This is a genomic window from Nocardia rhizosphaerihabitans (genome assembly GCF_014646295.1).
Classification (GTDB): Bacteria; Actinomycetota; Actinomycetes; order Mycobacteriales; family Mycobacteriaceae; genus Nocardia; species Nocardia rhizosphaerihabitans.
The window spans coordinates 499,117-523,152 of sequence record NZ_BMNE01000006.1 but is presented as its reverse complement, the minus strand read 5'-3'; the positions used below and the strand labels follow the sequence as shown (position 1 = coordinate 523,152).

21 protein-coding genes are annotated in these 24,036 nt (G+C 69.8%); 12 read left to right on the top strand and 9 right to left on the bottom strand.

The window, feature by feature from the left end; all coding sequences use genetic code 11:
• Positions 1 to 97 precede the first annotated feature (97 nt).
• Positions 98 to 553, top strand: a complete 456-nt coding sequence (locus IEY60_RS26855) for an RDD family protein (protein WP_189033242.1) — start codon at positions 98 to 100, stop codon at positions 551 to 553.
• A 15-nt stretch (positions 554 to 568) separates the two neighbouring features.
• Here IEY60_RS26855 and IEY60_RS26850 read toward each other — a convergent pair whose 3' ends face one another.
• Entirely contained in the window at positions 569 to 1,612 is a 1,044-nt protein-coding gene (locus tag IEY60_RS26850; protein WP_189033307.1) for a saccharopine dehydrogenase family protein, read from the bottom strand.
• Between the two features lie 71 nt (positions 1,613 to 1,683).
• On the opposite strand from IEY60_RS26850, the gene IEY60_RS26845 reads away from it, so the two are divergent.
• On the top strand, positions 1,684 to 2,067 hold the full coding sequence (locus tag IEY60_RS26845; RefSeq protein WP_189033241.1) for a YrdB family protein: 384 nt from the start codon (positions 1,684 to 1,686) through the stop codon (positions 2,065 to 2,067).
• Between the two features lie 59 nt (positions 2,068 to 2,126).
• Here IEY60_RS26845 and IEY60_RS26840 read toward each other — a convergent pair whose 3' ends face one another.
• Complete coding sequence (locus IEY60_RS26840) at positions 2,127 to 2,870, bottom strand: DUF4191 domain-containing protein (RefSeq protein WP_189033240.1); 744 nt, start codon at positions 2,868 to 2,870, stop codon at positions 2,127 to 2,129.
• 119 nt (positions 2,871 to 2,989) lie between these two features.
• Here IEY60_RS26840 and IEY60_RS26835 point away from each other — a divergent pair, with 119 nt between their 5' ends.
• From IEY60_RS26835 to IEY60_RS26825, 3 genes are read left to right on the top strand one after another with little or no spacing between them, the layout of a single operon-like run.
• Positions 2,990 to 4,411, top strand: coding sequence for a M20/M25/M40 family metallo-hydrolase (locus tag IEY60_RS26835; protein WP_189033239.1), 1,422 nt, complete (start codon positions 2,990 to 2,992; stop codon positions 4,409 to 4,411).
• Positions 4,408 to 5,244 (top strand): alpha/beta hydrolase, encoded by an 837-nt coding sequence (locus tag IEY60_RS26830; protein ID WP_189033238.1) that lies wholly within the window; start codon positions 4,408 to 4,410, stop codon positions 5,242 to 5,244. The genes IEY60_RS26835 and IEY60_RS26830 overlap by 4 nt, the downstream gene beginning before the upstream one ends.
• Before the next feature lie 24 nt (positions 5,245 to 5,268).
• Entirely contained in the window at positions 5,269 to 5,733 is a 465-nt protein-coding gene (locus IEY60_RS26825; protein WP_189033237.1) for a 6,7-dimethyl-8-ribityllumazine synthase, read from the top strand.
• On the opposite strand, the gene IEY60_RS26820 is transcribed toward IEY60_RS26825, so the two are convergent.
• Together IEY60_RS26820 and IEY60_RS26815 are read right to left on the bottom strand one after the other, a co-directional pair.
• Complete coding sequence (locus IEY60_RS26820) at positions 5,734 to 7,182, bottom strand: neutral zinc metallopeptidase (protein ID WP_189033236.1); 1,449 nt, start codon at positions 7,180 to 7,182, stop codon at positions 5,734 to 5,736.
• 76 nt (positions 7,183 to 7,258) lie between these two features.
• Positions 7,259 to 8,209: an endonuclease/exonuclease/phosphatase family protein gene (locus tag IEY60_RS26815; protein WP_189033235.1), complete on the bottom strand. Its 951-nt coding sequence runs from the start codon at positions 8,207 to 8,209 to the stop codon at positions 7,259 to 7,261.
• Between the two features lie 95 nt (positions 8,210 to 8,304).
• Here IEY60_RS26815 and IEY60_RS26810 point away from each other — a divergent pair, with 95 nt between their 5' ends.
• Positions 8,305 to 8,580: a hypothetical protein gene (locus tag IEY60_RS26810; protein WP_189033234.1), complete on the top strand. Its 276-nt coding sequence runs from the start codon at positions 8,305 to 8,307 to the stop codon at positions 8,578 to 8,580.
• Here IEY60_RS26810 and IEY60_RS26805 read toward each other — a convergent pair.
• Both IEY60_RS26805 and IEY60_RS26800 read right to left on the bottom strand, forming a co-directional pair.
• Positions 8,577 to 11,090 (bottom strand): GmrSD restriction endonuclease domain-containing protein, encoded by a 2,514-nt coding sequence (locus IEY60_RS26805; protein WP_189033233.1) that lies wholly within the window; start codon positions 11,088 to 11,090, stop codon positions 8,577 to 8,579. The two genes, IEY60_RS26810 and IEY60_RS26805, sit on opposite strands and share 4 nt — an antisense overlap.
• A 113-nt stretch (positions 11,091 to 11,203) precedes the next feature.
• Positions 11,204 to 12,226 (bottom strand): hypothetical protein, encoded by a 1,023-nt coding sequence (locus tag IEY60_RS26800; protein ID WP_189033232.1) that lies wholly within the window; start codon positions 12,224 to 12,226, stop codon positions 11,204 to 11,206.
• 221 nt (positions 12,227 to 12,447) lie between these two features.
• On the opposite strand from IEY60_RS26800, the gene IEY60_RS26795 reads away from it, so the two are divergent.
• Positions 12,448 to 12,651, top strand: coding sequence for a cold-shock protein (locus IEY60_RS26795; protein ID WP_056821080.1), 204 nt, complete (start codon positions 12,448 to 12,450; stop codon positions 12,649 to 12,651).
• A 56-nt stretch (positions 12,652 to 12,707) separates the two neighbouring features.
• Here IEY60_RS26795 and IEY60_RS26790 read toward each other — a convergent pair whose 3' ends face one another.
• The 3 genes from IEY60_RS26790 to IEY60_RS26780 form a co-directional block, all read right to left on the bottom strand.
• Positions 12,708 to 15,719, bottom strand: a complete 3,012-nt coding sequence (locus IEY60_RS26790) for a bifunctional [glutamine synthetase] adenylyltransferase/[glutamine synthetase]-adenylyl-L-tyrosine phosphorylase (protein ID WP_189033231.1) — start codon at positions 15,717 to 15,719, stop codon at positions 12,708 to 12,710.
• 59 nt (positions 15,720 to 15,778) lie between these two features.
• Positions 15,779 to 17,116, bottom strand: coding sequence for a glutamine synthetase family protein (locus IEY60_RS26785; RefSeq protein ID WP_189033230.1), 1,338 nt, complete (start codon positions 17,114 to 17,116; stop codon positions 15,779 to 15,781).
• A gap of 122 nt (positions 17,117 to 17,238) precedes the next feature.
• The gene (locus tag IEY60_RS26780) at positions 17,239 to 18,771 is read right to left on the bottom strand and encodes an alpha/beta hydrolase (RefSeq protein WP_229740139.1); all 1,533 of its coding nucleotides are present in this window, start codon (positions 18,769 to 18,771) and stop codon (positions 17,239 to 17,241) included.
• A 203-nt stretch (positions 18,772 to 18,974) separates the two neighbouring features.
• On the opposite strand from IEY60_RS26780, the gene panB reads away from it, so the two are divergent.
• From panB to IEY60_RS26755, 5 genes are all read left to right on the top strand, one after another.
• Entirely contained in the window at positions 18,975 to 19,841 is an 867-nt protein-coding gene (gene panB, locus IEY60_RS26775) for a 3-methyl-2-oxobutanoate hydroxymethyltransferase (protein ID WP_189033228.1), read from the top strand.
• 230 nt (positions 19,842 to 20,071) lie between these two features.
• A complete protein-coding gene (gene pip / locus IEY60_RS26770; RefSeq protein ID WP_189033227.1) occupies positions 20,072 to 21,034 on the top strand; it encodes a prolyl aminopeptidase in 963 nt (320 codons plus the stop codon).
• A 4-nt stretch (positions 21,035 to 21,038) separates the two neighbouring features.
• The gene (locus IEY60_RS26765) at positions 21,039 to 21,890 is read left to right on the top strand and encodes a CHAD domain-containing protein (protein WP_189033226.1); all 852 of its coding nucleotides are present in this window, start codon (positions 21,039 to 21,041) and stop codon (positions 21,888 to 21,890) included.
• 92 nt (positions 21,891 to 21,982) lie between these two features.
• On the top strand, positions 21,983 to 23,380 hold the full coding sequence (locus IEY60_RS26760) for a sensor histidine kinase (protein ID WP_189033225.1): 1,398 nt from the start codon (positions 21,983 to 21,985) through the stop codon (positions 23,378 to 23,380).
• Positions 23,377 to 24,036 carry a LuxR C-terminal-related transcriptional regulator gene (locus IEY60_RS26755; protein WP_229740138.1) on the top strand — a complete coding sequence of 220 codons (660 nt, stop codon included), beginning with the start codon at positions 23,377 to 23,379 and terminating at the stop codon, positions 24,034 to 24,036. Before IEY60_RS26760 ends, IEY60_RS26755 begins: the two co-directional genes overlap by 4 nt.

Below are 24,036 nucleotides of genomic sequence, written 5' to 3'. Positions count from 1 at the left end.
CTGCATCGTAATCCTGCCATCCGCCCGATCGCGCGATGACGTGACCTCCACTAATGCGGTCGTGGGCGGGCGATAGCGCGCCACTATCCTGGAAGCCATGGCGCGCATCACCGGCACATGGCTCTCCGGAAACCCCGCGGAACCGGGCGACCCGGAAACATCCGGTTACCCCGGTGAGCTGTACGGGCTGCCACGCGAAGGGGCGGGGTCGCTGACCGCGACCTGGCGCCGGGTCGTCGCCCTGTTCATCGACTGGTTCATCGCGGTCGGCATCGCCGCGGTGATCACCCGCAGCTTCGCCTCGTCGTCGATGACGCTGCTGGTGTGGTTCGTGATCGGCATCGCCGCGGTGACGCTGTTCGGATTCACCCCCGGCCAGTACTTCATGAAGCTGCGGGTGATCCGGATCGACGCCCCGGTGGCGGTCGGTTTCGTGCGCGCGCTGGCCAGGCAGGTGCTGCTGGTGTTCGTCGTCCCGGCGCTGTTCACCGACGCCGACGGTCGCGGCATGCACGACCGCGCCACCGGAACCGCGCTGGTCAACGCGCGCTGAGGCCCGAGCCGAGCCTCAGAGCTCGCGGTTCTCGACCAGGCCGCCCGGTATCGCCTGCAGGAAATCCGCGCCGAAGGCCTGACTCGGCGTCCACGCGCCCGGCGTGACCGTGGCATCGGTGAGCAGCCGCTCCACCGCGGCGAGGGTGCTCGCGGCGGTGAAGTCGTAGGTGTTGGCCACGACGAGGCCTGCCGAGGCGGTGCGCCCGTCCGGCGCGGTGGCCCGTGCCCACAGCTCGCTGCGCGTTTCGGCGCGGCGGGCATCGGAAGGCCCTGAGATCAGAGCCCGGACCGCACCGGCCGCGGCGCGCTGCACGGGGCGGGCGCCGAGAATCCGGCGCAGCACCGGCTCGGCCACCCCCGCCGCCGCGGCGAGCGGCACCACGGTGAAGTCGGTGATGTTCGGGATGCCGGTGGACCGGTAGGCCGCGCTGATGTCGCCGAGCGCCACACTGTGCGCGAGGACCGTCCCCCGCGTCGTCGGCACCCGGACCGAGCGGTGTGACATCGGCACCGCGACCAGTTCGCCACCACTGCGCACCCGGCCCCCGAGGCCGACGCCCTCGAGCGCTGTCAGCAGAGTGCCCGAGCTGAAGCCGCCGCGGCTGATCAGCGCGATGTCGAGGTCGGTCGCCTCCGGCAGCTTCGCGGCCAGCCGGACCGCGAGATGCTCGGTGGGGACCACGTCGAAGCCGACCCCGGGAACGAGCGCGACCTGCGCGGCCACGGCCTCGTCGTGCTTGGCGTAGATCGCCTCGAACACCTCGACCTCGCCGGTGATGTCGACGTAGTGCGTTCCGGTGCGCAAGCACGCCTCGACCATCGGCGCCGAGGTCGCCGAGAACGGTCCGGCGCAGTGCGCGACGACAGAGACATCGGCGAGCGCGGCATCCAGCGCGGCGGCGTCGGTCAGCGAGACAACGCGCGAGGGCACCCCGAGCCGATCGGCCAGCCGCGTGACCGCCTCGCTCGCCCGCCCGGCGAGGACAGGCGCATGGCCCGACGCGACCGCCGCGGCGGCGATCAAGCCACCGGTATATCCGTTGGCACCGTAGATCATCCAAGACACGTCCCGACGATAGCGTGGGAAAGCCGCTCGGACCGGGCGACGTTCACCGGTACGCTCCTGCGGTGTCACTGAATCCGGCCTTGCTGGCCGTGCGTTTTCTGCTCGAACTGATCGCCATCGCCTCGTTCGGGGTGTACGGATGGCGGGCCTTCGATTCCCCCTGGCGATATCTGCTCGTCGTCGTGCTGCCGATCGCGGCCGCGGTGCTGTGGGGCACGTTCGCGGTACCCGATGATCCGAGTCGCAGCGGCGCCGCGCCGGTGCCGGTACCCGGTCCGGTGCGGCTGGCCGTCGAGGTCGCCGTGCTGTTCGGCGGGGCCGCGGCGCTGTGGGGCGCCGGCCTGTCCCGCCTGGCGATTGTCTCGGCGGCGGTGCTCGTCGCGTATCACCTACTGGCCTACGACCGGGTCCTGTGGTTGCTGACCGGACGGACGCCGAACAGCTGAAAACGCCGCGAGCCCGGCACCTGGGGGTCAGGTGCCGGGCTCGCGGCGATCGGTGGGGCTCAGCGGCGGCGGATGGCGCGCTGCATGCCCTTCATCTTGGCGCCGGGGGGCATCGGGCCCTTCGGCATGGCCGGGCCGCTGCGCGAGCTGAGGGCCGACAGCCTGCCCTCGATCTGGTCGATCCGCTTGACATCGATATTGCGCGGCAGCTTGGTGAGGAACTTCTGCAGATCCTTGAGCGGGGTCTGGCCCTCGTCGTTGCCGACGATCACCTCGTAGATGGGGGTGTCACCGACCAGGCGGGCGGTGCGCTTCTTCTCCTGCGCGATGAGCGACTTCACCCGCTGCGGCGAGCCCTCGGCGACGAAGATCACGCCGGGCAGGCCGATGACGCGGTGCACGGCGTCGAGCTGGGTGGTGGCCGCGACGCCGTTGGCGACCCGCCACTTGCCCTGCAGGTTCTCCAGCACCCACGCGGCAGCACCGGCCTGGCCCTCGGCCTTGCGGTAGACGTTCTTCTGCACGCGACGTCCGAAGATGATGAACGCGAACAGCACACCGAGCAGCAGACCCAGCGGCAGCAGGAACCACTGCATGTCGAAGATCAGACCGATGAGGAAGAAGACCACCGTGGTGCCGACGAGTGCGCCGATCATCAGCGGCAGCAGCGCCTTGTCTTCCTTGCGCTGCATGTTGAACGCCTGCCACAACTGCTGACGCCGTTCGCGTGATGCCTGCTTGCGGGCCGCTTTAGCCGCGGCCCTGGCTTCCTTCGACGGCTTGCCGCCCTTGCCTCCTGCCATGTGTCTCAGCTTAGATGCCCCGCCGCCGACCCGTCGGACCGCATGACGCTCCGACACGAATACGGCGATTCGGACGCCTTCGGCGGCGAACCGGGCGAGTACGGGCAAGAATGCCTAGGATGCGCCCGATCACCGAGAACCCGGCCAGCTCCCCCGTCACCGACGGCGTCGACGACGAGGTCGCCGAACGCCTGGCCGCGGCCCTGCGGTGCGTGACGGTCTCGACCGAGGATCCGGCGCACACCGCCGACGCGGAGTTCGTCCGGCTGGCCGAACACCTCGAGGCCGCGTTCCCGCGGGCGCACGCCGAGCTGACCGTGACCACCTTCGGCCGCAGCAGGCTCTATCGCTGGGACGGCGCCGAGCCAGGCCACGCCTCGGCGATCCTGCTGGCCCACCAGGACGTGGTCCCGGTCGACGATCCGCAGCGCTGGACCCATCCCCCGTTCGCCGGTGTCGTCGACGAGGAGTTCATCTGGGGCCGCGGCGCGATCGACGACAAGAGCCGGGTGCTCGCCGTGCTGGAGGCGGTCGAGTGGGCGCTCGGCTCGGGAATCCGTCCGCGGCGCACCGTCTATCTGGCCTTCGGTCACGACGAGGAGGTCTTCGGCGACGGCGGCGCGGTGCGGATGGCCGGGCACCTGCGCGCCGAGGGGGTGCGCGCCGATCTGCTGCTCGACGAGGGCGGGGTGATCACCGACGGGGTCGCCGACGGAGTGGACCGGCCGGTGGCCAGCATCATGCTCGGCGAGAAGGGCTATGCGACGGTGCGGCTTTCGGTCACCGAGACCGGCGGGCACTCCTCGATGCCGGGCAAGCAGACCGCGGTCGGGCGGATCGCGCGTGCCGTCGCGCGGGTGCAGGACCATCCGATGCCGTTGCGGCTGACCCCGGTGATCACCGACATGCTCGCCCGGATGCGGGTCGCCCTGCCCGAACCCCGGCGCAAGCTGCTCGAGTTCACCGAGACGCGGGGATTGTCCACGGTGGCGGGTCCGCTCATCGCGCGGATACTGGCGGCGGGCCCGACCACGGAAGCCCTGGTCCGCACGACGACGGCCCCGACGGTGATCCGGGGCGGCGTGAAGGCCAATGTGCTACCGCAGAGCGCCGAGGCGCTGGTGAATTTCCGGATCCTGCCCGGCGATTCGGTGTCGGCGGTGCTCGCGCACTGCCGCCGGGTGATCCGCGACATCGGCGTGGCGATCGACCTGGTCGGGCCCGCGTCGGAACCCTCGCGGGTCACCGGCCCCGGTCCAGCGTTCGACCTGATCGCCGAGCTCGCCACCGGCGTGGTCCCCGGCATCGTGACGACCACCGGGCTCGTGCCGGGCGCCACCGATTCCCGGCACTACGACGGCCTGGCCGAGACCCGCTGCAACTTCGCGCCGATCGTGCTGACCGCGGCCGACCTGGAACGGATCCACGGAACCGACGAGCGGATCTCCCGGCTCAACTACGCTCGACTGATCGAGTTCAACCGGCGCCTGCTCGAACGACTCGCGGTGGCGCCCGGCCCCGAAGAAGGAGCGCAGCGATGACGACGGACACGGGCGAATTCGCCGGCAAGGGCGGCCGGATCGTCTGGCGCGCTTGGCAACCCGAGACCGCACCGCGCGCGGTGGTGGTGCTGGTGCACGGCGTCGCCGAGCATTCGGGCCGCTACGAGTACGTGGGCGACAAGCTGGCCGCGGCCGGATTCGCGGTGTACGCGCTCGACCACATCGGGCACGGCCTGTCGGAGGGCGCCGCGGCCAATATCGGGTCGATGCACGCCGCCGCCGACAATGTGGCGACGCTGCTGAACTTCGCGGGCGCCGCCCATCCGGGCGTGCCCCGCTTCCTGCTCGGCCATTCGATGGGCAGCCTGGTGGTGCTGCATCTGGCGACCCGCGGGCCGGTCGATGTGGCCGGGATCGTGCTGTCGGCGCCGCCGCTGGACATCGCGGTGGGCAATCCGGCGCAGCGCCTGGCCGCCCCGCTGCTCACCCGGTTCGCGCCGAATCTCGGTGTGCTGACCCTGGATTCGTCGACGATCAGCCGCGATCCCGAGGTGGTGCGCGCCTACGACGACGACCCGCTGGTGTTCCGCGGCAAGCTGCCCGCCCGCACCGCGGTGGAGATCCTGCAGCACACCGCGCTGGTGAAGCAGCGGCTCGGCGCGCTCACCGCGCCGCTGCTGGTGCTGCACGGCACCGCCGACACCATCGCCGCGCCGTCGAGCTCGGACCTGCTCGAACGCGACACCGGCTCGGCCGACGTGACGGTGCTGCGCTACCCAGGGCTGTTCCACGAGGTGTTCAACGAACCCGAGCGCGACCAGGTCATCGGTGATGTCACCGCATGGCTTTCCCAACATGTTACCGACGAGTAGCTTTTGGCCTAGTAGACTCCGCCCATGGGAACCACGTCTACCGGCGCCGTCGCCTTCATCCGCGCCAGCTGGCACAGCTCCATCGTCACCAAGGCTCACGAGGGCTTCCTCGCCGAATACGCCGGCCTAGGGTTCGACCCCGCGGTCGTCGAGGTGTTCGACGTCCCCGGCGCCTTCGAGATCCCGCTACACGCCCAGCGCCTGGCCCGCACCGGCCGCTACGAGGCGATCGTGGCCGCGGCGCTGGTCGTCGACGGTGGCATCTACCGCCACGACTTCGTCGCCACCGCGGTGATCGACGGCCTGATGCGCGTGCAGCTCGACAACGACGTGCCGGTGTTCTCGGTGGTGCTCACCCCGCACCACTTCCACGAGCACAGCGAGCACGTCGACTACTACACCAACCACTTCGTGACAAAGGGAGCCGAGGCTGCCCGCGCGGTGGCGAACACCCTCAGCTCCCTGCGGTCACTGCCCGCGGCGCGCTGACTACTTGAACTGGGTCAGGCAGGCTTGTTCGCCGCCGAGGACGCCGGTGCGGAACGCCTCGAGGCGCTGATAACCGCTCGGCACCACCTTGCCGTTGACGTCGGCGGCCGCGAGGCCGTCGGCGAGCAGGCCTGACACGGCCTCGTCGAGGTCGCCCGCCGACAGGCGCGGATCACTGCTCGGCTCACTGAGTTTCGTGGTCAGCGCACCGGACAGGCACGCGGTGCGCAGGCCCGCCGACTCGGCGCCGGTCAGCGACAGCTTGCGATCCTGCTGGACCGCGAGGGCGTAGCGGGACACGAACACCACCGCGGCGTTGTAGTCGCCGGTGACCACCGCGGACAGCGGCTCCTCCTTGCCACTGGCACCCTCGCCCGCGCGCTTGGCCATGGCGGGCAGGTCGGTGCCGATGGTGTTGCTGCCGGGGCAGTACGACACCGGTTCGGTCGTGGTGGTCGAGGAGCAGTTGCGGGTGACGCCGGCGTAGTCGAACTTCGGCGCGTTCTGCACCGGCATCGACTTGCCCAGCTGGGTGGCCAGCGTGCTCAGGGTCTCCTGGCTCACCGGCAGCTGCTCATCGCGCTCGCCGTCCTCGAAGGTGACCGGCAGGCTGCCGCGGCGCTTGTCGATCTCGTCCTTGTTGATGCCCTTGCAGGACTTGGCGCCCTCGGTGTACCCCATCTGCACCGCGGTGACCCGCTCGAACGCCGAACCGTGCACGGCGTCGGGATCATTGGGGTCGCGGTCGCGCACGGCGACGGTCGCGCCGAGCACGCCGTTGAGGCCGTCGGTGGTGTTGAGGGTGAAGTGCTTGGAGTTGCCCTCGGCGACATGGCGCAGGAACACACCGGCCAGGCAGTCGGCCTGCTGCTCCTTCACCAGGGCGTCGGTGAGGAAGCCGCGCAGCAGGTCGGCCTGGGACTGGATCGCGTGGCCGTACTCGTGAGCCAGCACCATCACCACCGACATCTCCTTGTACTTGTCGACCAGCAGCGGCAGCAGGACCGAGCGGTCCCAGCCGATGGTGTGGTCGAGCGGGCAGTACGCGGCGTTGACCAGCTTGTAGGTGCTGCTCTTGCAGAACTGCACCGATTCCGACTCCGGCGCCTTGGCCGACCACGAGATGTACTTCGACGCGGGCTTGAAGGTGCCGCGGAAGGTCTTGGAATACTCGGTCTGCCAATACTCTTCGATATCGGCGATGGCGTTGAGGGCGAGCTTGTCGATCTTGCCGTTGTCGCCGTTTTCCGCCTTCTTGTCGGTGTCGGGCACCCCGGGGCGTGAACCGCTCGGCCCGCTGTTCGACGTCGCGCCCGCCACCTCCCACGGGTTGTCCATGGTCGGCACCGCCTGGTCGCTGGCGACAGTTGTCGCCGTGCAACCGGATACGAGCATGCCGACGCTCACCAGTGCCGCGGCAACGCCGACAGCGAACCGATGTTCGATCATCTGCTTTTCCTCCCCGGGGAATGACACGGACGCCTAGCGGTCCGATGTCGAGCGCTCACATGGTAATCGACTTCGGTCAGCGGTCCATCCGGACTGTCGCCAGTACCGCGCGATGATCGGTGCCGGGCAGGGTGAGCGTGCGGATCTGTTCGGCCACACCGCCCGCGACGAGGACGTGGTCGATCCCGATCACCGGTCCCCATCGGCGATCGGCCGGGTAGGTGAGCAGGACACCGTCGCCGGTCTGGTCGGCGGCCGAGGCGAACGGGCCGTCGAGCAGGGCGCGGTAGGCCGAATGATTCTGTGTCGCATTGAAATCCGCACCGACGATGGCGGGCGCGCTCGTGGCCGCCAGGATCTCGTCGACGCGGCGCATCTCCGCCGACCACGCGGCGAAGTGCAGATTCGGCGGGATCGGATGGAAGGCGAACACCGAGATCGGGCCGCGCTGCGGATGTTCCATCGTCGCGGAGATGTTGCTCATGATGAAGCCGTCGTATTTCCTGGTGTCGCGCAACGGGTATCGGCTGTAGATGCCGGTGCCACCGCCGCCCGACTGGGCCGGTTCCAGATAGACGTAGGGCAGCAGGTTGTCCAGTCCCGCCGTCCGCAAGCGCGTGATCGCGTCGACGGTCAGTTCCTCGATGGTCAGCACATCGACGGTGTTGTCCCGCACCGCAGCGACCACTGCGGCGGCGTCTGCCTGACCGAAGAGGATATTCGACTGCAACACAACCAGTTCCGGCCCGTCGGCTGCCCTGCTCTCCGGGATATAGGACGGCACGACCAGCCACAGCACACCGGCGAGCACCCCACCCCCGGCGACCGCACTGCGCCATCCGCGGGCGGCGAGGATCAACGCGAGTCCGACGACCGCGCCGAGCATCAACCACATCGCCCCCGATGCCAGCAACACCATCGGCTTCTGCTGCCAGTTCACGATATGCAACACGATCCCGACCACCGCCGCGATCAGTGCGCCCCACCCCAGGACGAGCAATGCTCGATCCACCCATTTACGCATCATGCGGGTCAGCCTATGGGGCCAGCGGTTCGGGCCCGCTGTGACGGTTCTGAGGGTTCTCTGAGGGGCCTACACTGGCGCTCCACAAGGAGGTGGCCATGTACATCGAAGAATTCCCGGCGGCCGGTCCGCTCACCGAGGACGCCGTCGACGCGCTGATGACCGTCGCGGGTCGCTACACCTCGGCGCTGACCCTCACCGTCGCCGACCGCACCGTCCAGCTCCCGGTGCTCCCGGTCTGCTGGAACGAACTCTCCATCCGCGCAGGCACCCCGATCACCGTCGAAGCCGACCGTGGCTACCGCCCGGTCGACGCGGAGGACCGTACCGCCCTGGCCGACTTCGTCGCCACCTTCCAGCGCGCTACCCGCTAGAGCGGCAGCCCCGCCTCGATCCAGTTGTAGGCCTGGATCTTTCGGGAAGCGGGGTCGTTGACGACCTGGTTGATGAGGTCGTTGATCTGGTCGGTGGACAGCGGGTAGCCGTAGTGCTCGGCGGCGCCCGCCGAGGCCCAGAGGGAGGCGAACAGGCCGGGGCCGCCGAGGAGGTGGGCCAGCGCGGTGGCGACGTCCTCGACGACCTCGATGACGCCGTGGACCAGGGCGATCGCGATGTCCTCGTCGCCGGGGGCGGCGCCGGGTGCCAGTGCGCCGGATTCGACGGCGCGCCGGGCCAGCCATTCGCGGGGCACCAGCGGGGCGGGGCCGATGGCGTCGCCGAGGTAGTAGCGCCACTCCCCTGGATTGCCCTGGTCGAAGGCGTGGATGTAGAAGGTGCGGGTCAGCGCCCACAGGGCGATGTAGCGCAGGGCGACCTGTTCGGGTTCCAGCGCCGCGTCGGGGCCGTCGGCCCGGTCGCGCTCGAGCTGGTTCCAGGCGAAGCGGAACCAGACCTGCTCGGAGTTGCCGACCCAGGTGGCGGGCAGGCGCTCGGCCAGTACGGCGACGTCGGCGGCGGGGCCGTAGAGACCGGTGTCGCCGGAGACCTCGACGCGCAGGTTGTCGACATAGCCGCGCAGAGCGTCGACGGAGGTGAACACCGCGTAGCCGAGCTGGGCGAGGCGGGTGAGGTCGGCGTTGGCGGGCTCGAGCACCAGCACCACCGGCATGCCGACGCCGGGCTGCAGGCCGTCGGGCCAGAAGGCCTCGGCGACAGCGAGTTCGCGGCCGGTCACCGGGTCGGAGACCTCGCTGTCGAGCAGCGGGAAACCGAAGCCGTCGGCGATGAGGTCGTCGACGAGCGCGTTCACCTGGTCCACCGCGGGATCGCCGATGGTCACCCCGGCGACGCCGACGCTCAGCAGCGTCGGCCGGTGCAGGGTGCCGGTGCGCAGCTGCTCGAGGAAGGCGTCGGCCGCCGCGGACAGCAACTTGCGGCGGGCGCGCAGGAATTCGCGGTAGTTCTCGACCCGCCACAGTGCCGGATCGGTCGGGATCCATTGTGAGGCGAGCACTCCCGGATGCCGCCGCTCCACCTCGGCGAGGTAGTCGGCGGGCTCGCGCTCGCCGAGTTCGGCTTCCGAGTCGGGGCTGAGGAAGCAGAAGTTGGCGATCGCGTTGATCTCGTTGCGCTCGTATCCGGCATCGCGCAGCGTGGTCTTCGGGAACAGGTAGTGCACCTGCACCGGCGAGCGCTCGCCGAACTGCTCGATGCCGAGCTCGGATCCGGTGCCCAGATCGCGCGAACCGTCCACGCGGGTCAGCAGATACAGCAGCGGATAGAACCGCGAACCTCTGGTGGCGCCGGCGAAATCGTCGGCGCACAGATCCAGCGAGCCGCCGCGCAGCCGCTCCAGCGAGGCGATGAGCCCGTTGATGCCGCCGCGTTCGAGGGTGTCGTAATCCTGCTGCAGGAAGGTCTCGGTGGAGCCGCTGAACCGGCCCCACAGCGCGGAATGGATGTACCAGTACAGGACCCGGTCGCGGTGCAGGTCGTCGTCGAAGCGGCCGCCGTTGAGGAACAGCAGCCTGGTCACCACGGGAATCGCATAGCGCCCCATGAGGACTCGGTCGTGGTCGAGGCCGAGGCGGCCAGCCACGGTGTCGAGGAAGGTGTCGACCTGGGTGGCCGTGGCGGTCAGCGCCTGCTCGAACTCCGCGGGTGACAGGTCGCCGAGCGCGTCGAAGTGCGCGCGGCCGTTGCCGACGGCGATCACGTTGCGCAGCAACCAGTCCAGGGTGAAGGTATAGCCGTCCTTGTCCCAGCGGATCAGGTGGTCGCGCAGGTTGCCGCGGGCCTGCGGCCACTGCGCGCACAGCGTCGCCAGCGCCAGGTCGCCCTTGGACAGCTTGGTGCCACCGGAGTTGACCCGGTTGAAGATGTCGACGACCTCGTCGACGGTGCGATCGGAGCCGGTGATGGTCTCGACGTTGAACTCGCGGTGGGTGATCTCGCGCAGCTTGTTCAACCGGTCGAGGTACGCGGCGAGGGTTTCCTGCGGGACGTCGGTGAACCGGGGCAGGTAGTGCACCGGGCCGTGCGCGAACAGCTCGGTGACATCGATCCAGGTCGGCGCGGTGTCGCGGCCGGGGATCTGGAACTCGAAAACCTCACGGTCGACATCGAAATGGAGTCCGGTGAAGGCGACGGCGTCGCCCTCGAAGAACGAGGGCGCACGGCCACGCAGGATGCCGTAGAGCGTGGTGATCCGCTGCTGACCGTCGAGCAGCAGTTGTCGCAGTCCCGTCCCGCCCGCCCCGCCGCGCACGGCGATGTCCTCGGAGCCGGTTTCCCACACCAGGAGCCCGCCGACCGGATACCCGAGATACAGCGACCGCATGAGCCCGCGCACCTGGTCCCTGTTCCACACGTAGCCGCGCTGGAATTCCGGCAGCAGCACCGCTCCGGAGTCGATCTGGTCGAGCAGGGAGGACAGACGTGTCACGGCAGCCTTTCGATCGCGATCCGGTAGCGCAGGCGCTCCATCGTTGCACGGATCGTACCGACAAACACCGACGCGCCAGCGGCCGAACAGGACTCGCGGCTGGATGCTTCGTGCTAGCGCGTGTCCGCTACCGCGGCACGGAACGCGTCGGAGGCGTAGAACGGCGCCAGCCTGCGCCGGACCACGGTGTCGAGATAGCCACGCTCGTCGAGCGTTCCGAGCACCGCGGGGCCGAAACGCAGTGCCTCCTCGATCATGTCCTCGCGCCCGATGCCCAGCTCGGCGAGCAGCTCGGCCAGTGGGGTGTCGCCGTACTTGTCGAAGACGTGATCGATGCCCTCGTCCAGCAGCGCGTGGAAGTAGTCGGTATCGCGGAAGGTGCGCCAGAACTCGAAGGTGAGAACGACGGCGTCTTCCACGTCGTTGGCCGAGACCAGGTCGCGGAAGGAGCCGACCGCGTCGCCGGTGTGCTTGCGCCAGGTCTCGCGCGCCGCGTCGAGCAGGACGTCGTCGGCGTCGTTGCGGTTGCCGCGCAACACGAATCGCGCCCCCGTGCGGGTGAGGCGGCCGACGCCGTTCTCGATCGCGGGCAACGCGGGCTCGGCCAGCCGGGCGAGCGCGCCGCGCAGCGACTGCGCCAGCCCGCCGCCCTCGGCGTGCCTGCCCTCGTCGACCGCGGCGACGACTGCGCGCTGCACGGCTTCGACGCAGGCGTCGACGGTGGCGGGGCTGTTGAGCACCAGCCGCACCAGCCGGTGCGAGACCTCCATGTCGGCCACGGCCGAGACCAGTTCGTCGAAGCGCCGGTTGTCCACGACCTCGTCGACCGGGATCTCGTCCTGGGCGCGGTGGTGGTACAGCCGGGCGGCGATCTCACCGACGAGTTCGGGGATCGCACCCTCGACCGGGAGCTGCACCGCGTACTTGTGCGCGACGTCCTTGATCTGCTCGCGCGTGACGGCCTCGGCCAGCGTCAGTTCCTGCGCCTCGGCGAGCAGTCCGTCCACCTCGTCGACGACGAGCTCGCGGAAACCCGCGGGCTGCAGCAGCTGGTCCTTGGTGAATGCGACGTGCGCGTCGAGCACCCGCAATGCCAGGTCGACGTGTCCGCCGTGCTCCTCGTTCGACTCACCCATGTCGCCCAGATTGGCATACCTCGCGCCGAGATGTGACCTCGGCGCTCGCCGCCGCGATCCCCGGCCCCGACACGCCGTGTGTCGCCGCAGACTCCGCCCAGATCACGGTGTGATCAACCCGTGTGCGCAGTTTGTCGACGAGTATGGCATACTAGGTTGCTGAGACTGGGCTGATCACAGAGATCGCCATGGCTCATCTACGGAAAAGACTTTTAAACACCATGACTCAAGGCACTGTTAAGTGGTTCAACGGCGAAAAGGGCTTCGGCTTCATCGCCCAAGACGGAGGCGGCCCCGACGTCTTCGTGCATTACTCCGCCATCGGCGGCTCGGGCTTCAAGTCCCTCGAAGAGGGTCAGCGGGTGGAGTTCGAGGTCGGCCAGGGCCAGAAGGGCCCGCAGGCCCAGGACGTCCGCGCGATCTGATTTCAGCGTGAGCTAGAAAGGCCCCGCACCATTGGTGCGGGGCCTTTCTCATGTCCCTATCCCCCGAATACCCGCTCCACCACCGCTTTGGCGCGACGGGTGATGCGCATGTAGTTGTCGAGGAACTCGCTGCCGTCGTCGGTGGGCCAGCCCGCCACGCGCGCGACCGCCGACAGCAACCGGCCCGGACCGGGCAGCTGGTCGGTGGCCTTGCCCTTCACCAGCACAAGGGCATTGCGGGCCGCGGTGGCGGTGATCCACGATTCCCGCAGCAGCGCAACATCTTCGGGCTCCAGAATGCCTTCGGCCTCGATGACGTCGAGCGATTGCAGCGTCGAGGTGTTGTGCAGGGCCGGCACCTCGTGGGCGTGGCGCAACTGCAGCAGCTGCACGGTCCATTCGATATCGGCGAGGCCGCCGCGCCCCAGTTTGGTGTGGGTGGCGGGGTTGGCGCCGCGCGGTAGGCGCTCGGCGTCGACGCGGGCCTTGATGCGGCGGATCTCGCGGACCGCATCGGCCGACACACCGCCCGCCGGGTACCGGATCGGGTCGATGACGTGCAGGAACCGCACACCCAGGTCCTGATCGCCCGCCACCTGGTGCGCGCGCAGCAGCGCCTGGACCTCCCATGGCTGGGCCCACTGGTCGTAGTAGGCCTGATAGGCCGCCAGGGTGCGGACGAGGGCGCCGTTGCGGCCCTCCGGCCGCAATCCGGCGTCGACCTGCAGCGGCGGATCGGTGCTCGGCGCACCGAGCAGTCGCTGTACTTTCTCGGCGATGCCCACGGCCCACTTCACAGCGGTGGTCTCGTCCTCGCCGGGACGCGCGTCACAGACGAACAGCACATCGGCGTCGGAGCCGTAGCCGAGCTCCATGCCGCCGAGCCTGCCCATGCCGATCACCGCGAGGTCGGCGGGCGCCGGTGCGCCCCGCTCGGCCTCCGAGGCCCGGATGACCGCGCTGAGCGAGGCCTCGAGCACGGCCACCCACACCGAGGACAGCGCGGCGCACACCTGCGGCACGTCGAGCATGCCGAGCAGATCGGCCGAGGCGACGCGCGCCAGTTCGTGCCTGCGCAGCGAACGGGCCGCCGCGACAGCACGATTCGGGTCGTCGTAGCGGGCCGCGGCGGTCTGGATGCCGCGGGCGACGTCCTCGGGTTGCGGGCCGAGCAGCTGGGGGCCGCCCGGTCCGTCGGCGTACATGCGAATCGTTTCGGGGGCGTTGATCAGCAGGTCGGGCAGGTACTCCGAGGAGCCGAGCACGATCATCAGGCGCTGGGCGATGGCCCCTTCGTCGCGCAGTTCGCGCAGGAACCAGATCTGGTCGTCGAGGCCCTCCGAGACCCGGCGGTACGCGAGCAGGCCCGCGTCGGGATTCGGTGTGTCACCAAGCCATTCGAGCAGGGTCGGCAGCAGCAGTGCCTGGATGCGGCCCTTGCGCGAGACACCGCCGGTGAGCGCCTTGAGGTGCCCGAGCGCATTGGCCGGGGCGCCGTAGCCGAGGGCGGCGAGCTGGCGGACGGCGGCGTCGGGGCTCAGCCGCAGCGCGTCGGAGTCGAGCCGGGCGACCGCCTCGAGCAGCGGGCGGTAGAACAGCTTGGCGTGCAGGCGCCGCACCCGCATGGAATTGCGGCGGATGTCGGTCTCGAGCACGCCGACCGCGTCCTGGCGGCCGTCCGGGCGGATGTGGGCGGCGCGGGCCAGCCAGCGCATGCCCTCCTCGTCGTCGGCGGCGGGCAGGGTGTGGGTGCGCTTGAGCCGCTGCAACTGCAGGCGGTGCTCGAGCAGACGCAGGAATTCGTAGGAGGCGGTGAGGTTGGCGGCGTCGTCACGGCCGACGTAGCCGCCCGCCGCCAGCGCGGTGAGCGCCTCGACGGTATTGGTGGCGTGCAGCGAGTCGTCGACCCGCCCGTGCACCAATTGCAGCAGCTGCACGGCGAATTCGACATCGCGCAGGCTGCCGGCGCCGAGTTTGAGTTCGCGCTCGCGCAGGTCGGCCGGGACCAGGTCTTCCACCCGGCGGCGCATCGCCTGCACGTCGGCGACGAAATCGGGACGTTCCGACGCGGTCCACACCATCGGCATCAGCGCGTCGCGGTACTGCTGCCCGAGCTCCAGATCCCCGGTCATCGGCCGGTTCTTCAGCAGCGCCTGGAACTCCCAGGTGCGCGCCCAGCGCTTGTAGTAGGCCAGATGGGAATCGAGCGTGCGCACCAGCGCGCCCGCCTTGCCCTCGGGACGCAGGGCCGCGTCGACTTCGAAGAAGGCCGAGCTGGCGACGCTCATCATCTCCGCGGCCAGCCGGGTCGCGGTCGCGTCGGCCGGTTCGGCGACGAACACCACGTCGACATCGCTGACGTAGTTCAGTTCGCGCGCACCGCATTTGCCCATCGCGATCACCGCGAGGCGCACCGGCACCGGACCGTTCTTGCACACCCGCGCGACCGCGACCGACAGCGCGGCGGTGAGCGCGGCGTCGGCCAGATCCGACAGATGCCTGCCGACCACCTGATACGGCGGCACCGGCTCGTTCTCGACGGTGGAGGCCAGATCGACCGCGGCCAGCAGCATCAGCTGATCGCGATACCTGCTGCGCAGCAACGCGATAGCCTCCGGCCCGGCGATACCGGCGCGGAACAGCATCGGCCCCGCGTTGGGGCCGGTCTCGGGTTTCGCGTCGACCGCGTCGAGCAGGTCGGCGATCAGGTCGTCGCGTTCGGGAATCCGGTTCTCGCGCAGGATCTTCCACGCGGCGGGCGCGGCGACGAGGTGGTCGCCGAACGCGGTCGAGGAGCCGAGCAGCCCGAACAGCCTGCCGCGCAGCGTGGTGTCGGAGCGGATCGCCGAATCCAGTTCGGCCCAGTCGTTTCCGAGCGCCTCGCGCAGCCGCACCAGAGTGGACAGGGCCAGGTCGGCGTCTGGGGAACGCGACAGCGCCCAGAGCACGGGCACGCCGTCGACATTGTCCCAGCCGAGCTGGTGCAGGGAATCCGCCGCGGTGGGCTCGAGCAAGCCGAGCCGGCCGACGCCGGGAACAGCGGAGCGGGCAGTCGGTGGCCGGACCATGTCCTAAAAGTACAGGGTCCCGGCATCGACCGCGTCACGTCCGGCGCGCCGGACGTGTGTCACAGGCTGAGGTATTCCTTGAGCTCCCACGGCGTCACCTGGCTGCGGTAATCGGCCCATTCCCGGCGCTTGTTGCGCAGGAAGAAGTCGAAGACGTGCTCACCGAGGGTCTCGGCGACCAGCTCCGAACGCTCCATCGCCTGCAGCGCCTCGTCGAGGGTGCCTGGCAGCGAGCGGAAGCCCATGGCGCGACGCTCGGCGTCGGTCAGCGCCCACACGTCGTCCTCGGCCTCGGGCGGCAGCGTGTAGCCCTTCTCGATGCCGCGCAGACCGGCCGCGAGCAGCACCGCGAAGGTCAGGTACGGGTTGCAGGCCGAATCTGGGCTGCGGATCTCGACGCGTCGCGAGGAGGACTTGTTCGGCGTGTACATCGGCACGCGCACCAGCGCGGAGCGGTTGGACCGGCCCCAGGAGGCCGCCGTCGGGGCCTCGCCGCCGTGGATGAGGCGCTTGTAGGAGTTCACCCACTGGTTACTGATCGCGCTGATCTCGGGGGCGTGCTCGAGGATGCCCGCGATGAACGAGCGCGCCGTCGAGGACAGGTTCTCCGGGTCGTCGGCGTCGGCGAAGGCGTTGGACTCGCCCTCGAACAGGCTCATGTGGGTGTGCATGGCCGAGCCCGGGTACTGGGCGAACGGCTTGGGCATGAACGTGGCGCGCACGCCCTCGTCGATCGCGACCTCCTTGATGAGGTAGCGGAAGGTCATCACGTTGTCGGCCATCGACAGCGCGTCGGCGTAGCGCAGGTCGATCTCCTGCTGGCCGGGGGCGCCCTCGTGGTGGCTGAACTCCACCGAGATGCCCATCGACTCGAGCGCGTCGATGGCGTGGCGGCGGAAGTTCGGGGCCGAGTCGTGCACGGCCTGGTCGAAGAAGCCGCCGTTGTCGGCGGGCACCGGCTCGCCGTTGTGCAAGCCGTTCTCCAGCAGGAAGAACTCGATCTCGGGGTGCACGTAGCAGCTGAAGCCCACGTCGGCGGCCTTGTTGAGCTGACGGCGCAGCACGTGGCGCGGGTCGGCCCACGACGGCGAACCGTCGGGCATGGTGATGTCGCAGAACATGCGGGCGGAGTGCTGGTGGCCCTTGGAGGTGGCCCAGGGCAGCACCTGGAACGTCGACGGATCGGGCCGCGCGACCATGTCCGCCTCGGACACGCGCGCGAAGCCTTCGATGGCCGAACCGTCGAAGCCGATGCCCTCTTCGAAGGCGCCCTCGAGCTCGGCGGGCGCGATGGCGACGGACTTCAGATAGCCCAGCACGTCGGTGAACCAGAGACGTACAAAGCGGATGTCCCGCTCTTCGAGCGTCCGCAGCACGAATTCCTTCTGGCGATCCATACGGGCGAGCGTAAGCACCTGGCGTTAAATCCGTGTTACATACACGCTCACGTTTGCGATCTCGTCACATCGATCGCACATCTCACCCGCCCTGACGGGGCGCGGTGCGCCGCGGTACGGCCTCAGCAGGTGAGTCCGACGCCGGGCGCGGCGAGGTCGACCAGGTAGTCGATCACCGCGTCGTCGACGCAGCGGTCGCCCGCGACCAGGGCCGCGGTGTGCCGGTTACCACGGAAGGTGATCAGCTCGGCGCCCAGCTGCGCGGCCAGGTCGACACCGGCCTGGTACGGCGTGGCTGGGTCGTCGGTGGTGGAGACGACGACCGTGGTCGGCAGGCCCGGCGCCGATACCCGGTGGGGCGTGCTGGTGTTGGGCACCGGCCAGGCGGCGCACAGTTCGAGCGGGGCGGCGCCGGTGCCCTTGCCGTCGTCGAGGAAGGGCGCGGCCTTGCGGTACTCGGCGTCCTGGCGGGCGACGACCGCGGGATCGGTGATCCGGGGATCGTCGACGCAGCGGATGGCGTTGAAGGCGTCCTGGGTGTTGGCGTAGGTGCCGTCCTCGCGGCGGCCGTCGTACATGTCGGCCAGCTGCAGCAGGGTGTCGCCGCGTCCGTCGCGCAGTTCGGTCAGGCCCTGGGTGAGGATGCTCCACAGTTCGTCGGAGTAGAGGGCCTGCTGGACGCCGGTGATCGCGTCGCCGTAGCTGAGCCCGCGCGGGTCGGTGGTCGCGGCGGGCGTGGTCTCCAGCGGGGCGACCAGTGCGCGGAACCGGGCCACCGACTGGGCCGGATCGGTGCCGAGCGGGCAGTCGGCGGTCTGCGCGCACTCGGCAGCGTAGGCGTTGAACACGCCCTGGAAGCCGGCGGCCTGGCGCAGCGATTCCTGCACCGGGTCCTGGGAGGAGTCCACCGCGCCGTCGAGCACGAGGGCGCGCACGTTCTGCGGGAACTTCTCGGCGTAGGCCGCGCCGAGCCGGGTGCCGTAGGAGTACCCGAGGTAGCTCAGCTTCGGGTCGCCGAGCACCGCGCGCATCACGTCCATGTCCTGGACGACCTCGCGGGTGCCGACATGGGTGAGCAACTCGGTACCGGTGCGCTGAGCACAGCGGTCGGCGTACTCCCGGTTCTCGGCCTCGGCCTCGGCGATGCCCGCCGGGGTGTTGTCGGTCGGCGGCTCCGCGCGTTCGGAGTCGGCTTCCTGCGGGGTCAGGCAGACGATCGCGGGCAGCGACGAACCGACGCCGCGCGGATCGAAACCGACCCGGTCGAACCTGTCGGCCAGTTCGGTGCGGTTGCCGACGGTGACCATCGACAGCCCGGAGACGCCCGGACCGCCGGGGTTCATCAGCAGCGAACCGATCTTGTCGCCGGTGGCCGGAATCCGCGACATCGCGATCTGGGCGGTCGGGCCGTCCGGGCGGGCGTAGTCGACGGGCACGGTGATCCGCGCGCATTCGGTCTTGGGCGGCAGCCGGTCCTCCGGACTACCGAAGCCCTCGCACGAACCCCACTCCAGCGGCTGGGAGTAGAACTTCGACAGACCGTCGGGCGGGGGTGGCAGGTCGGCGCGGGGCGCGCTGGTCTCGGCGCTGGTGCACCCGGAGACGATCAGCGCGCACAGAGCGCCGAAGAGCACGACGAGCCTGCCACGCTGCACAGTGGGCCCACCTTTCCGCGCCGCACGGCGCACAACTCGATGCGCCCGAATGGGCTCGCTTTCACGGTAGCCCAACCACCGCTGTGACCGATCACACCGGCATCGGCCCTTAAAGCGGCTCGGTCCGAGGTGGCACACTGGATTCGTCAGAAAAACCCGGGGACCCGGTACGGGCCTCGAGGAACCAGACGAAAGGGACGATGATGTCCGTATCCGATGAGCAGACCCCTGCCTACGGTGCCGCTCCCGCCGAAGCTACCCCGACCAAGCAGCCCCGCCGCAAGACCCGCGTCCAGCATCTGCAGCAGATGAAGGCCGACGGCGAGCGCTGGTCGATGCTGACGGCCTACGACTACTCCTCCGCGCGCCTCTTCGAGGAAGCGGGAATTCCGGTCCTGCTGGTCGGCGATTCCGCCGCCAACGTCGTGTACGGCTACGACACCACCGTGCCGATCACCATCGACGAACTGATCCCCCTGGTGCGCGGCGTCGTCCGTGGCGCGCCGCACGCGCTGGTCGTCGCCGACCTGCCGTTCGGCACCTACGAGTCCTCGCCGCAGCAGGCGCTGGCGACCGCCACCCGGTTCATGAAGGAGGGCGGCGCGCACGCGGTCAAGCTCGAGGGCGGCGAGCGGGTCGCCGAGCAGATCGCGCTGATCACCGCGGCGGGCATTCCGGTGATGGCCCACATCGGCTTCACCCCGCAGAGCGTCAACACCCTCGGCGGGTTCCGGGTGCAGGGCCGCGGGGACGGCGCCGAGCAGCTCATCGCCGACGCGATCGCCGTGCAGGAAGCCGGCGCGTTCTCCGTCGTCATGGAGATGGTGCCCGCCGAGCTGGCCGGTCAGGTCACCCGCAAGCTGACCATCCCGACCGTCGGCATCGGCGCAGGCGCCGACTGCGACGCGCAGGTGCTGGTCTGGCAGGACATGGCCGGTTACACCAGTGGCAAGACCGCCAAGTTCGTCAAGCGCTTCGGCAATGTCGGCGACGAGCTGCGTTCGGCCGCAGCCGCTTACGCCGACGAGGTCCGCCGGGGTGTCTTCCCCGGGCCGGAGCACAGCTTCTGAGACCGTCCCCCGGTGATCGAGCGGGTCGCTCGATCACCGGGGGAGTTTCGAGGCGAGTTCGGCGGCGGCGCCGGTGCGACGGAAGTGGCAGACTCGATTGCGACATAGTCGACTCGAGTAGAGGTATCGATGCCGCATCGCCGCTGGAAGATCCGTCCCGTGCTCCCTGTCCGCATCGAGGCGACGACCGCGCTCGAATTGCCGGATCTCGCTGCGGGACGGGCATTCTGATGCGCGAGCTGTATCCGGAGATCGAGCCGTTCGAGCACGGCCTGCTCGACGTCGGCGACGGCCAGTCGGTGTACTGGGAGGTCAGCGGCAATCCCGACGGCAAGCCGGTGGTGTTCGTGCACGGCGGGCCCGGCGGTGGCACCAGTCCGCTGCAGCGGCGCTTCTTCGACCCCGCGGTGTACCGGATCGTGCTGTTCGATCAGCGCGGATGCGGGCAGTCGGTGCCGCACATCGCCGACGGCGCGAGCCTGGAGGTCAACACCACGCCGCACCTGATCGCCGACATGGAACTGCTGCGCGCGCACCTCGGCATCGAACGCTGGCAGGTGTTCGGCGGTTCGTGGGGTTCCACCCTCGGCCTCGCCTACGCCCAGGCCCATCCCGAGCGGGTGACCGAGCTGGTGCTGCGCGGGATCTTCCTGTTGCGGCGCAAGGAGATCGACTGGTACTACAACGGCGCCGCGGGCAACGTGTACCCGGCCGAGTGGGCGAAATTCCTGGCCCCCGTCCCCGCCGCGGAGCGCGGCGACGACCTGGTCGAGGTGTATCACCGGCTGCTGCACTCCCCCGATCCGCAGGTGGCCCTCGATGCCGCCGTCGCGTGGTCGACGTGGGAAGGCGCGACGAGTTCGCTGCTGCCGCAACCGGATCGGGTCGCCGAGACCGGCGAGGCGCGTTTCGCGCTGGCCTTCGCCCGGATCGAAAACCACTATTTCCGGCACGGCGGATTCCTCGACGAGGGACAGTTGCTGCGTGACCTCGATCGGATCGCCCACATCCCCGGCGTGATCGTGCAGGGCCGCCACGACATCGTCTGCCCCGCGGTGAGCGCGTGGGATCTGCACAGTGCCTGGCCGGGCTCCACCCTGCACATCGTCGAGGACGCCGGGCACACCGCCCACGAACCCGGCATCACGCATCACCTGGTCGAGGCGACCGATGCGTTCGGGAAGATAGGCTGACATCATGGCGCGCAAGGCCGGAAAAGCCGTTGCCGCGGCGCTCCGCGAGGACATCGACCGGTTGCTGGCCGCCGACCCCGAGGTGCGCGCCGACGCCGACGACTCGGTCCACCAGATGCGGGTGGCCACGCGCAGGCTGCGCAGCGTCCTGCGCTCCTATCGCGACCTGTTCGACCACCGTCAGGCCACCGCGACCGTGACCGAACTGAAATGGCTGGCCGATCTGCTCGGTGCCGCCCGCGACGCGGAGGTTCGCGCCGCGCGGTTCGAGGATCTGCTCGCCGGGCACGGCGCGGTTCCCGCCGAGGTGACCGAGGCTCTGGTCGGAGCGTCCAGGAACGCCTACGCCAGCGCGCACGCGAAGGTGCTCACCGAACTCGACGGTATGCGCTACCGCCACCTGGCCGAGGTCCTGCAGGCCTGGCGGACCGATCCACCGCTGGCCGCCGATCTGGCGCACGAGAAGGCCCGTCGCGTCTTCGACAAGGTCGTGCGCCGCGACCGCAAACGCCTGCGCAAACTCGTCTTCGCCGAACCGACCGCCGCACCGGCCGATCGAGTCGAGATCCTGCACGATATCCGCAAGGGCGCCAAGCGCTTACGCTATTCCTGCGAGGCCGCCGGCGAGGTCCTCGGCGCCGACACCACCGATCTCGGCACCCGCGCCAAGCGCCTGCAAACCGTCCTCGGCGACCACCGCGACGCCGTCGAATCCCGCGAAGCCATCCGCGCCGCGGCTACCGCCACCGGCGCCGACTCCACCCTCTACGAACTCCTCGCCGACGCCGAAGAAGCCGCCGCGGGCCGGTCCCTGGCCCGCTACCCTGCCGCGGCCGCCTTCGTCTCGGTCAAGTAGGCGCCGCCGTGCGTGAGGTGTAGCCGGCTACACCCTCGACCCGGTGGCCAGCTCCATCGAGAACGCGGGCCGTCGCGACAACCATGGGAGTCATGACGCACACACCAGCCGAGCCGACCATGATCATCGGCAGTTCCGGCGAGCAGACCCAGGTGATCGACGGCCGACGGGCGGACCCTGGCCACCGCAGCGGGGTGCTCGCCACCGTGGCGCGGGCGCCCTTCCGGCTCAGGACCTGGAAGGAGCTCGGCTACCTGATCCTGTCGTTCGTGCTCGGCTGCGTGGCCGTGTGCTACCTGTTCTTCGGTTTCGGCGGCGGCCTGTACGCGTCGATCTTCCTCGTCGGCATCCCGCTGCTGGCGGTGATCCTGCTCGGCGGCCGGATGTGGGGGCGGATCTACCGGTCGCTGGGCGGGGAATTGCTCGGCGTCCGGGTCGAGGCGCCACCGGCCTTCGTCCGCGGACCTGGCCTGCTCGGATTCCTGAAGAGCGCGTTCACCGATCGGGTGAGCTGGCGTGCCGCGCTGTTCCTGCTCGCCCAGTCCGTGCTGGGCGTGGTGGTCGGCTACGTCGTGCTCGTCGTGACCGCGATGGTCGCCTTCACCGCGATCTCCCCGATTCCGTGGCTGCTGTTCGATCCGGTCCAGGTGGACGAGAGCGGGATCGAGCGGCACAGCCTCGTGCAGTTCGGTTCGTTCTATGTCGACACCTGGCCCCGGGCGCTGGCCATGTCCGGCATCGGCATCGCGCTGTGTTTCGCGCTGCCGTGGCTGATTCGCGGCGTCTGCTGGGTGCACGGGATGCTGATCATCCATTTGCTGGCGGCGACACCGCGAGACCGGCAGCTGGCCGAGCTGCGCGCCAGCCGGAAGGCAGCGGTCGACGATGCCGCCGCGACGCTGCGCCGGGTCGAGCGCGACCTGCACGACGGCACGCAGGCGCGCCTGGTCACCATCGCGATGGCCCTCGGCCGGGCCGAGGAACGCCTGGCCACCGGCGGTGATCCCGGTGATCTCGTCGCCGAGGCCCGCGCCGGCGCCAAGGAGGCGCTGACCGAGCTGCGCGAACTGGTCCGTGGCATCCACCCGCCCGCACTCGAACTCGGTCTCGGTCCCGCCCTGGAGACGCTCGCCGCCCGCTGCGCGGTGCCGGTCGAGTTGCGCGTGCACCTGCCGCGCCGGCCGAGCCCCGCGGTCGAGGCCATCGCCTACTTCTCGGTCGCCGAACTGCTCACCAACGTGGTCAAACACGCACGGGCGACGGAGGTTACCGTCACGGCGTCGCCCGAGGGCCCGCGCTCCCTGGCGATCGCCGTGCGCGACAACGGAATCGGTGGTGCGCGTCCGTCCGGCACCGACGCGGCGGGCGGCAGCGGGCTGGCCGGTCTCGCCGCCCGCGCGCAGGCTGTCGACGGCACACTCACCGTCGACAGTCCGGCAGGCGGGCCTACCGTGATGACCATGGTGTTGCCGATGGCGGGTCCGCAGTGAGCGCGCCACGGTCACTGCGGGTCGTGATCGCCGAGGACAGCGCCATCCTGCGGGACGGTCTGGCCGGACTGCTGACCGAACGCGGCCACGAGGTGGTGGCGATGGTCGGTGACGCGCTGTCGTTGCGCGAGGTGGTCGGCGCCCAGCGGCTCGACGTCGCGGTGGTGGACGTGCGGATGCCACCCACGTTCACCGACGAGGGACTACTGGCCGCGATCGAACTGCGCCGGGCTTACCCGGATGTCGGTGTTCTCGTCTTCTCCCAGTGGATCGAAACCCGGTACGCGACCGAACTTCTCGCCGCGGGTGCCGGTGGGGTCGGCTACCTGCTCAAGGACCGGGTCGCCGATGTCGCCGATTTCGTCGACGCGCTGCACCGCGTCGCGACCGGCGGCACCGCGCTCGACCCGGAGGTGGTGAAGCAGCTGATGGGTGCGTCCAGACAGCAGGACTCGTTGGCCAGGCTCACTCCCCGGGAGCGAGCGGTACTCGAGCTGATGGCCCAGGGCCTGACGAACAACGCGATCGCCGCGGCCATCACCGTCACCGAGCGCGCGGTCGAGAAGCACATCGGCAATATCTTCACCAAGCTCGACCTGCCACCCTCCGACACCCGTCACCGCAGAGTGCTCGCGGTCCTGCGCCTGCGCGGGTGA

Excerpts from the sequence above, each read along its gene's own strand:
- panB (WP_189033228.1), top strand. The coding sequence starts at position 18,975 with ATGTCCGTATCCGATGAGCAGACCCCTGCCTACGGTGCCGCTCCCGCC.
- IEY60_RS26800 (WP_189033232.1), bottom strand. The coding sequence starts at position 12,226 with ATGGGTGAGTCGAACGAGGAGCACGGCGGACACGTCGACCTGGCATTG.
- IEY60_RS26760 (WP_189033225.1), top strand. The coding sequence starts at position 21,983 with ATGACGCACACACCAGCCGAGCCGACCATGATCATCGGCAGTTCCGGC.
- IEY60_RS26815 (WP_189033235.1), bottom strand. The coding sequence starts at position 8,209 with ATGATGCGTAAATGGGTGGATCGAGCATTGCTCGTCCTGGGGTGGGGC.
- IEY60_RS26785 (WP_189033230.1), bottom strand. The coding sequence starts at position 17,116 with ATGGATCGCCAGAAGGAATTCGTGCTGCGGACGCTCGAAGAGCGGGAC.
- IEY60_RS26840 (WP_189033240.1), bottom strand. The coding sequence starts at position 2,870 with ATGGCAGGAGGCAAGGGCGGCAAGCCGTCGAAGGAAGCCAGGGCCGCG.
- IEY60_RS26765 (WP_189033226.1), top strand. The coding sequence starts at position 21,039 with ATGGCGCGCAAGGCCGGAAAAGCCGTTGCCGCGGCGCTCCGCGAGGAC.
- IEY60_RS26825 (WP_189033237.1), top strand. The coding sequence starts at position 5,269 with ATGGGAACCACGTCTACCGGCGCCGTCGCCTTCATCCGCGCCAGCTGG.
- IEY60_RS26850 (WP_189033307.1), bottom strand. The coding sequence starts at position 1,612 with ATGATCTACGGTGCCAACGGATATACCGGTGGCTTGATCGCCGCCGCG.
- IEY60_RS26795 (WP_056821080.1), top strand. The coding sequence starts at position 12,448 with ATGACTCAAGGCACTGTTAAGTGGTTCAACGGCGAAAAGGGCTTCGGC.
- IEY60_RS26855 (WP_189033242.1), top strand. The coding sequence starts at position 98 with ATGGCGCGCATCACCGGCACATGGCTCTCCGGAAACCCCGCGGAACCG.
- IEY60_RS26810 (WP_189033234.1), top strand. The coding sequence starts at position 8,305 with ATGTACATCGAAGAATTCCCGGCGGCCGGTCCGCTCACCGAGGACGCC.
- IEY60_RS26830 (WP_189033238.1), top strand. The coding sequence starts at position 4,408 with ATGACGACGGACACGGGCGAATTCGCCGGCAAGGGCGGCCGGATCGTC.
- IEY60_RS26790 (WP_189033231.1), bottom strand. The coding sequence starts at position 15,719 with ATGGTCCGGCCACCGACTGCCCGCTCCGCTGTTCCCGGCGTCGGCCGG.
- IEY60_RS26820 (WP_189033236.1), bottom strand. The coding sequence starts at position 7,182 with ATGATCGAACATCGGTTCGCTGTCGGCGTTGCCGCGGCACTGGTGAGC.
- pip (WP_189033227.1), top strand. The coding sequence starts at position 20,072 with ATGCGCGAGCTGTATCCGGAGATCGAGCCGTTCGAGCACGGCCTGCTC.
- IEY60_RS26835 (WP_189033239.1), top strand. The coding sequence starts at position 2,990 with ATGCGCCCGATCACCGAGAACCCGGCCAGCTCCCCCGTCACCGACGGC.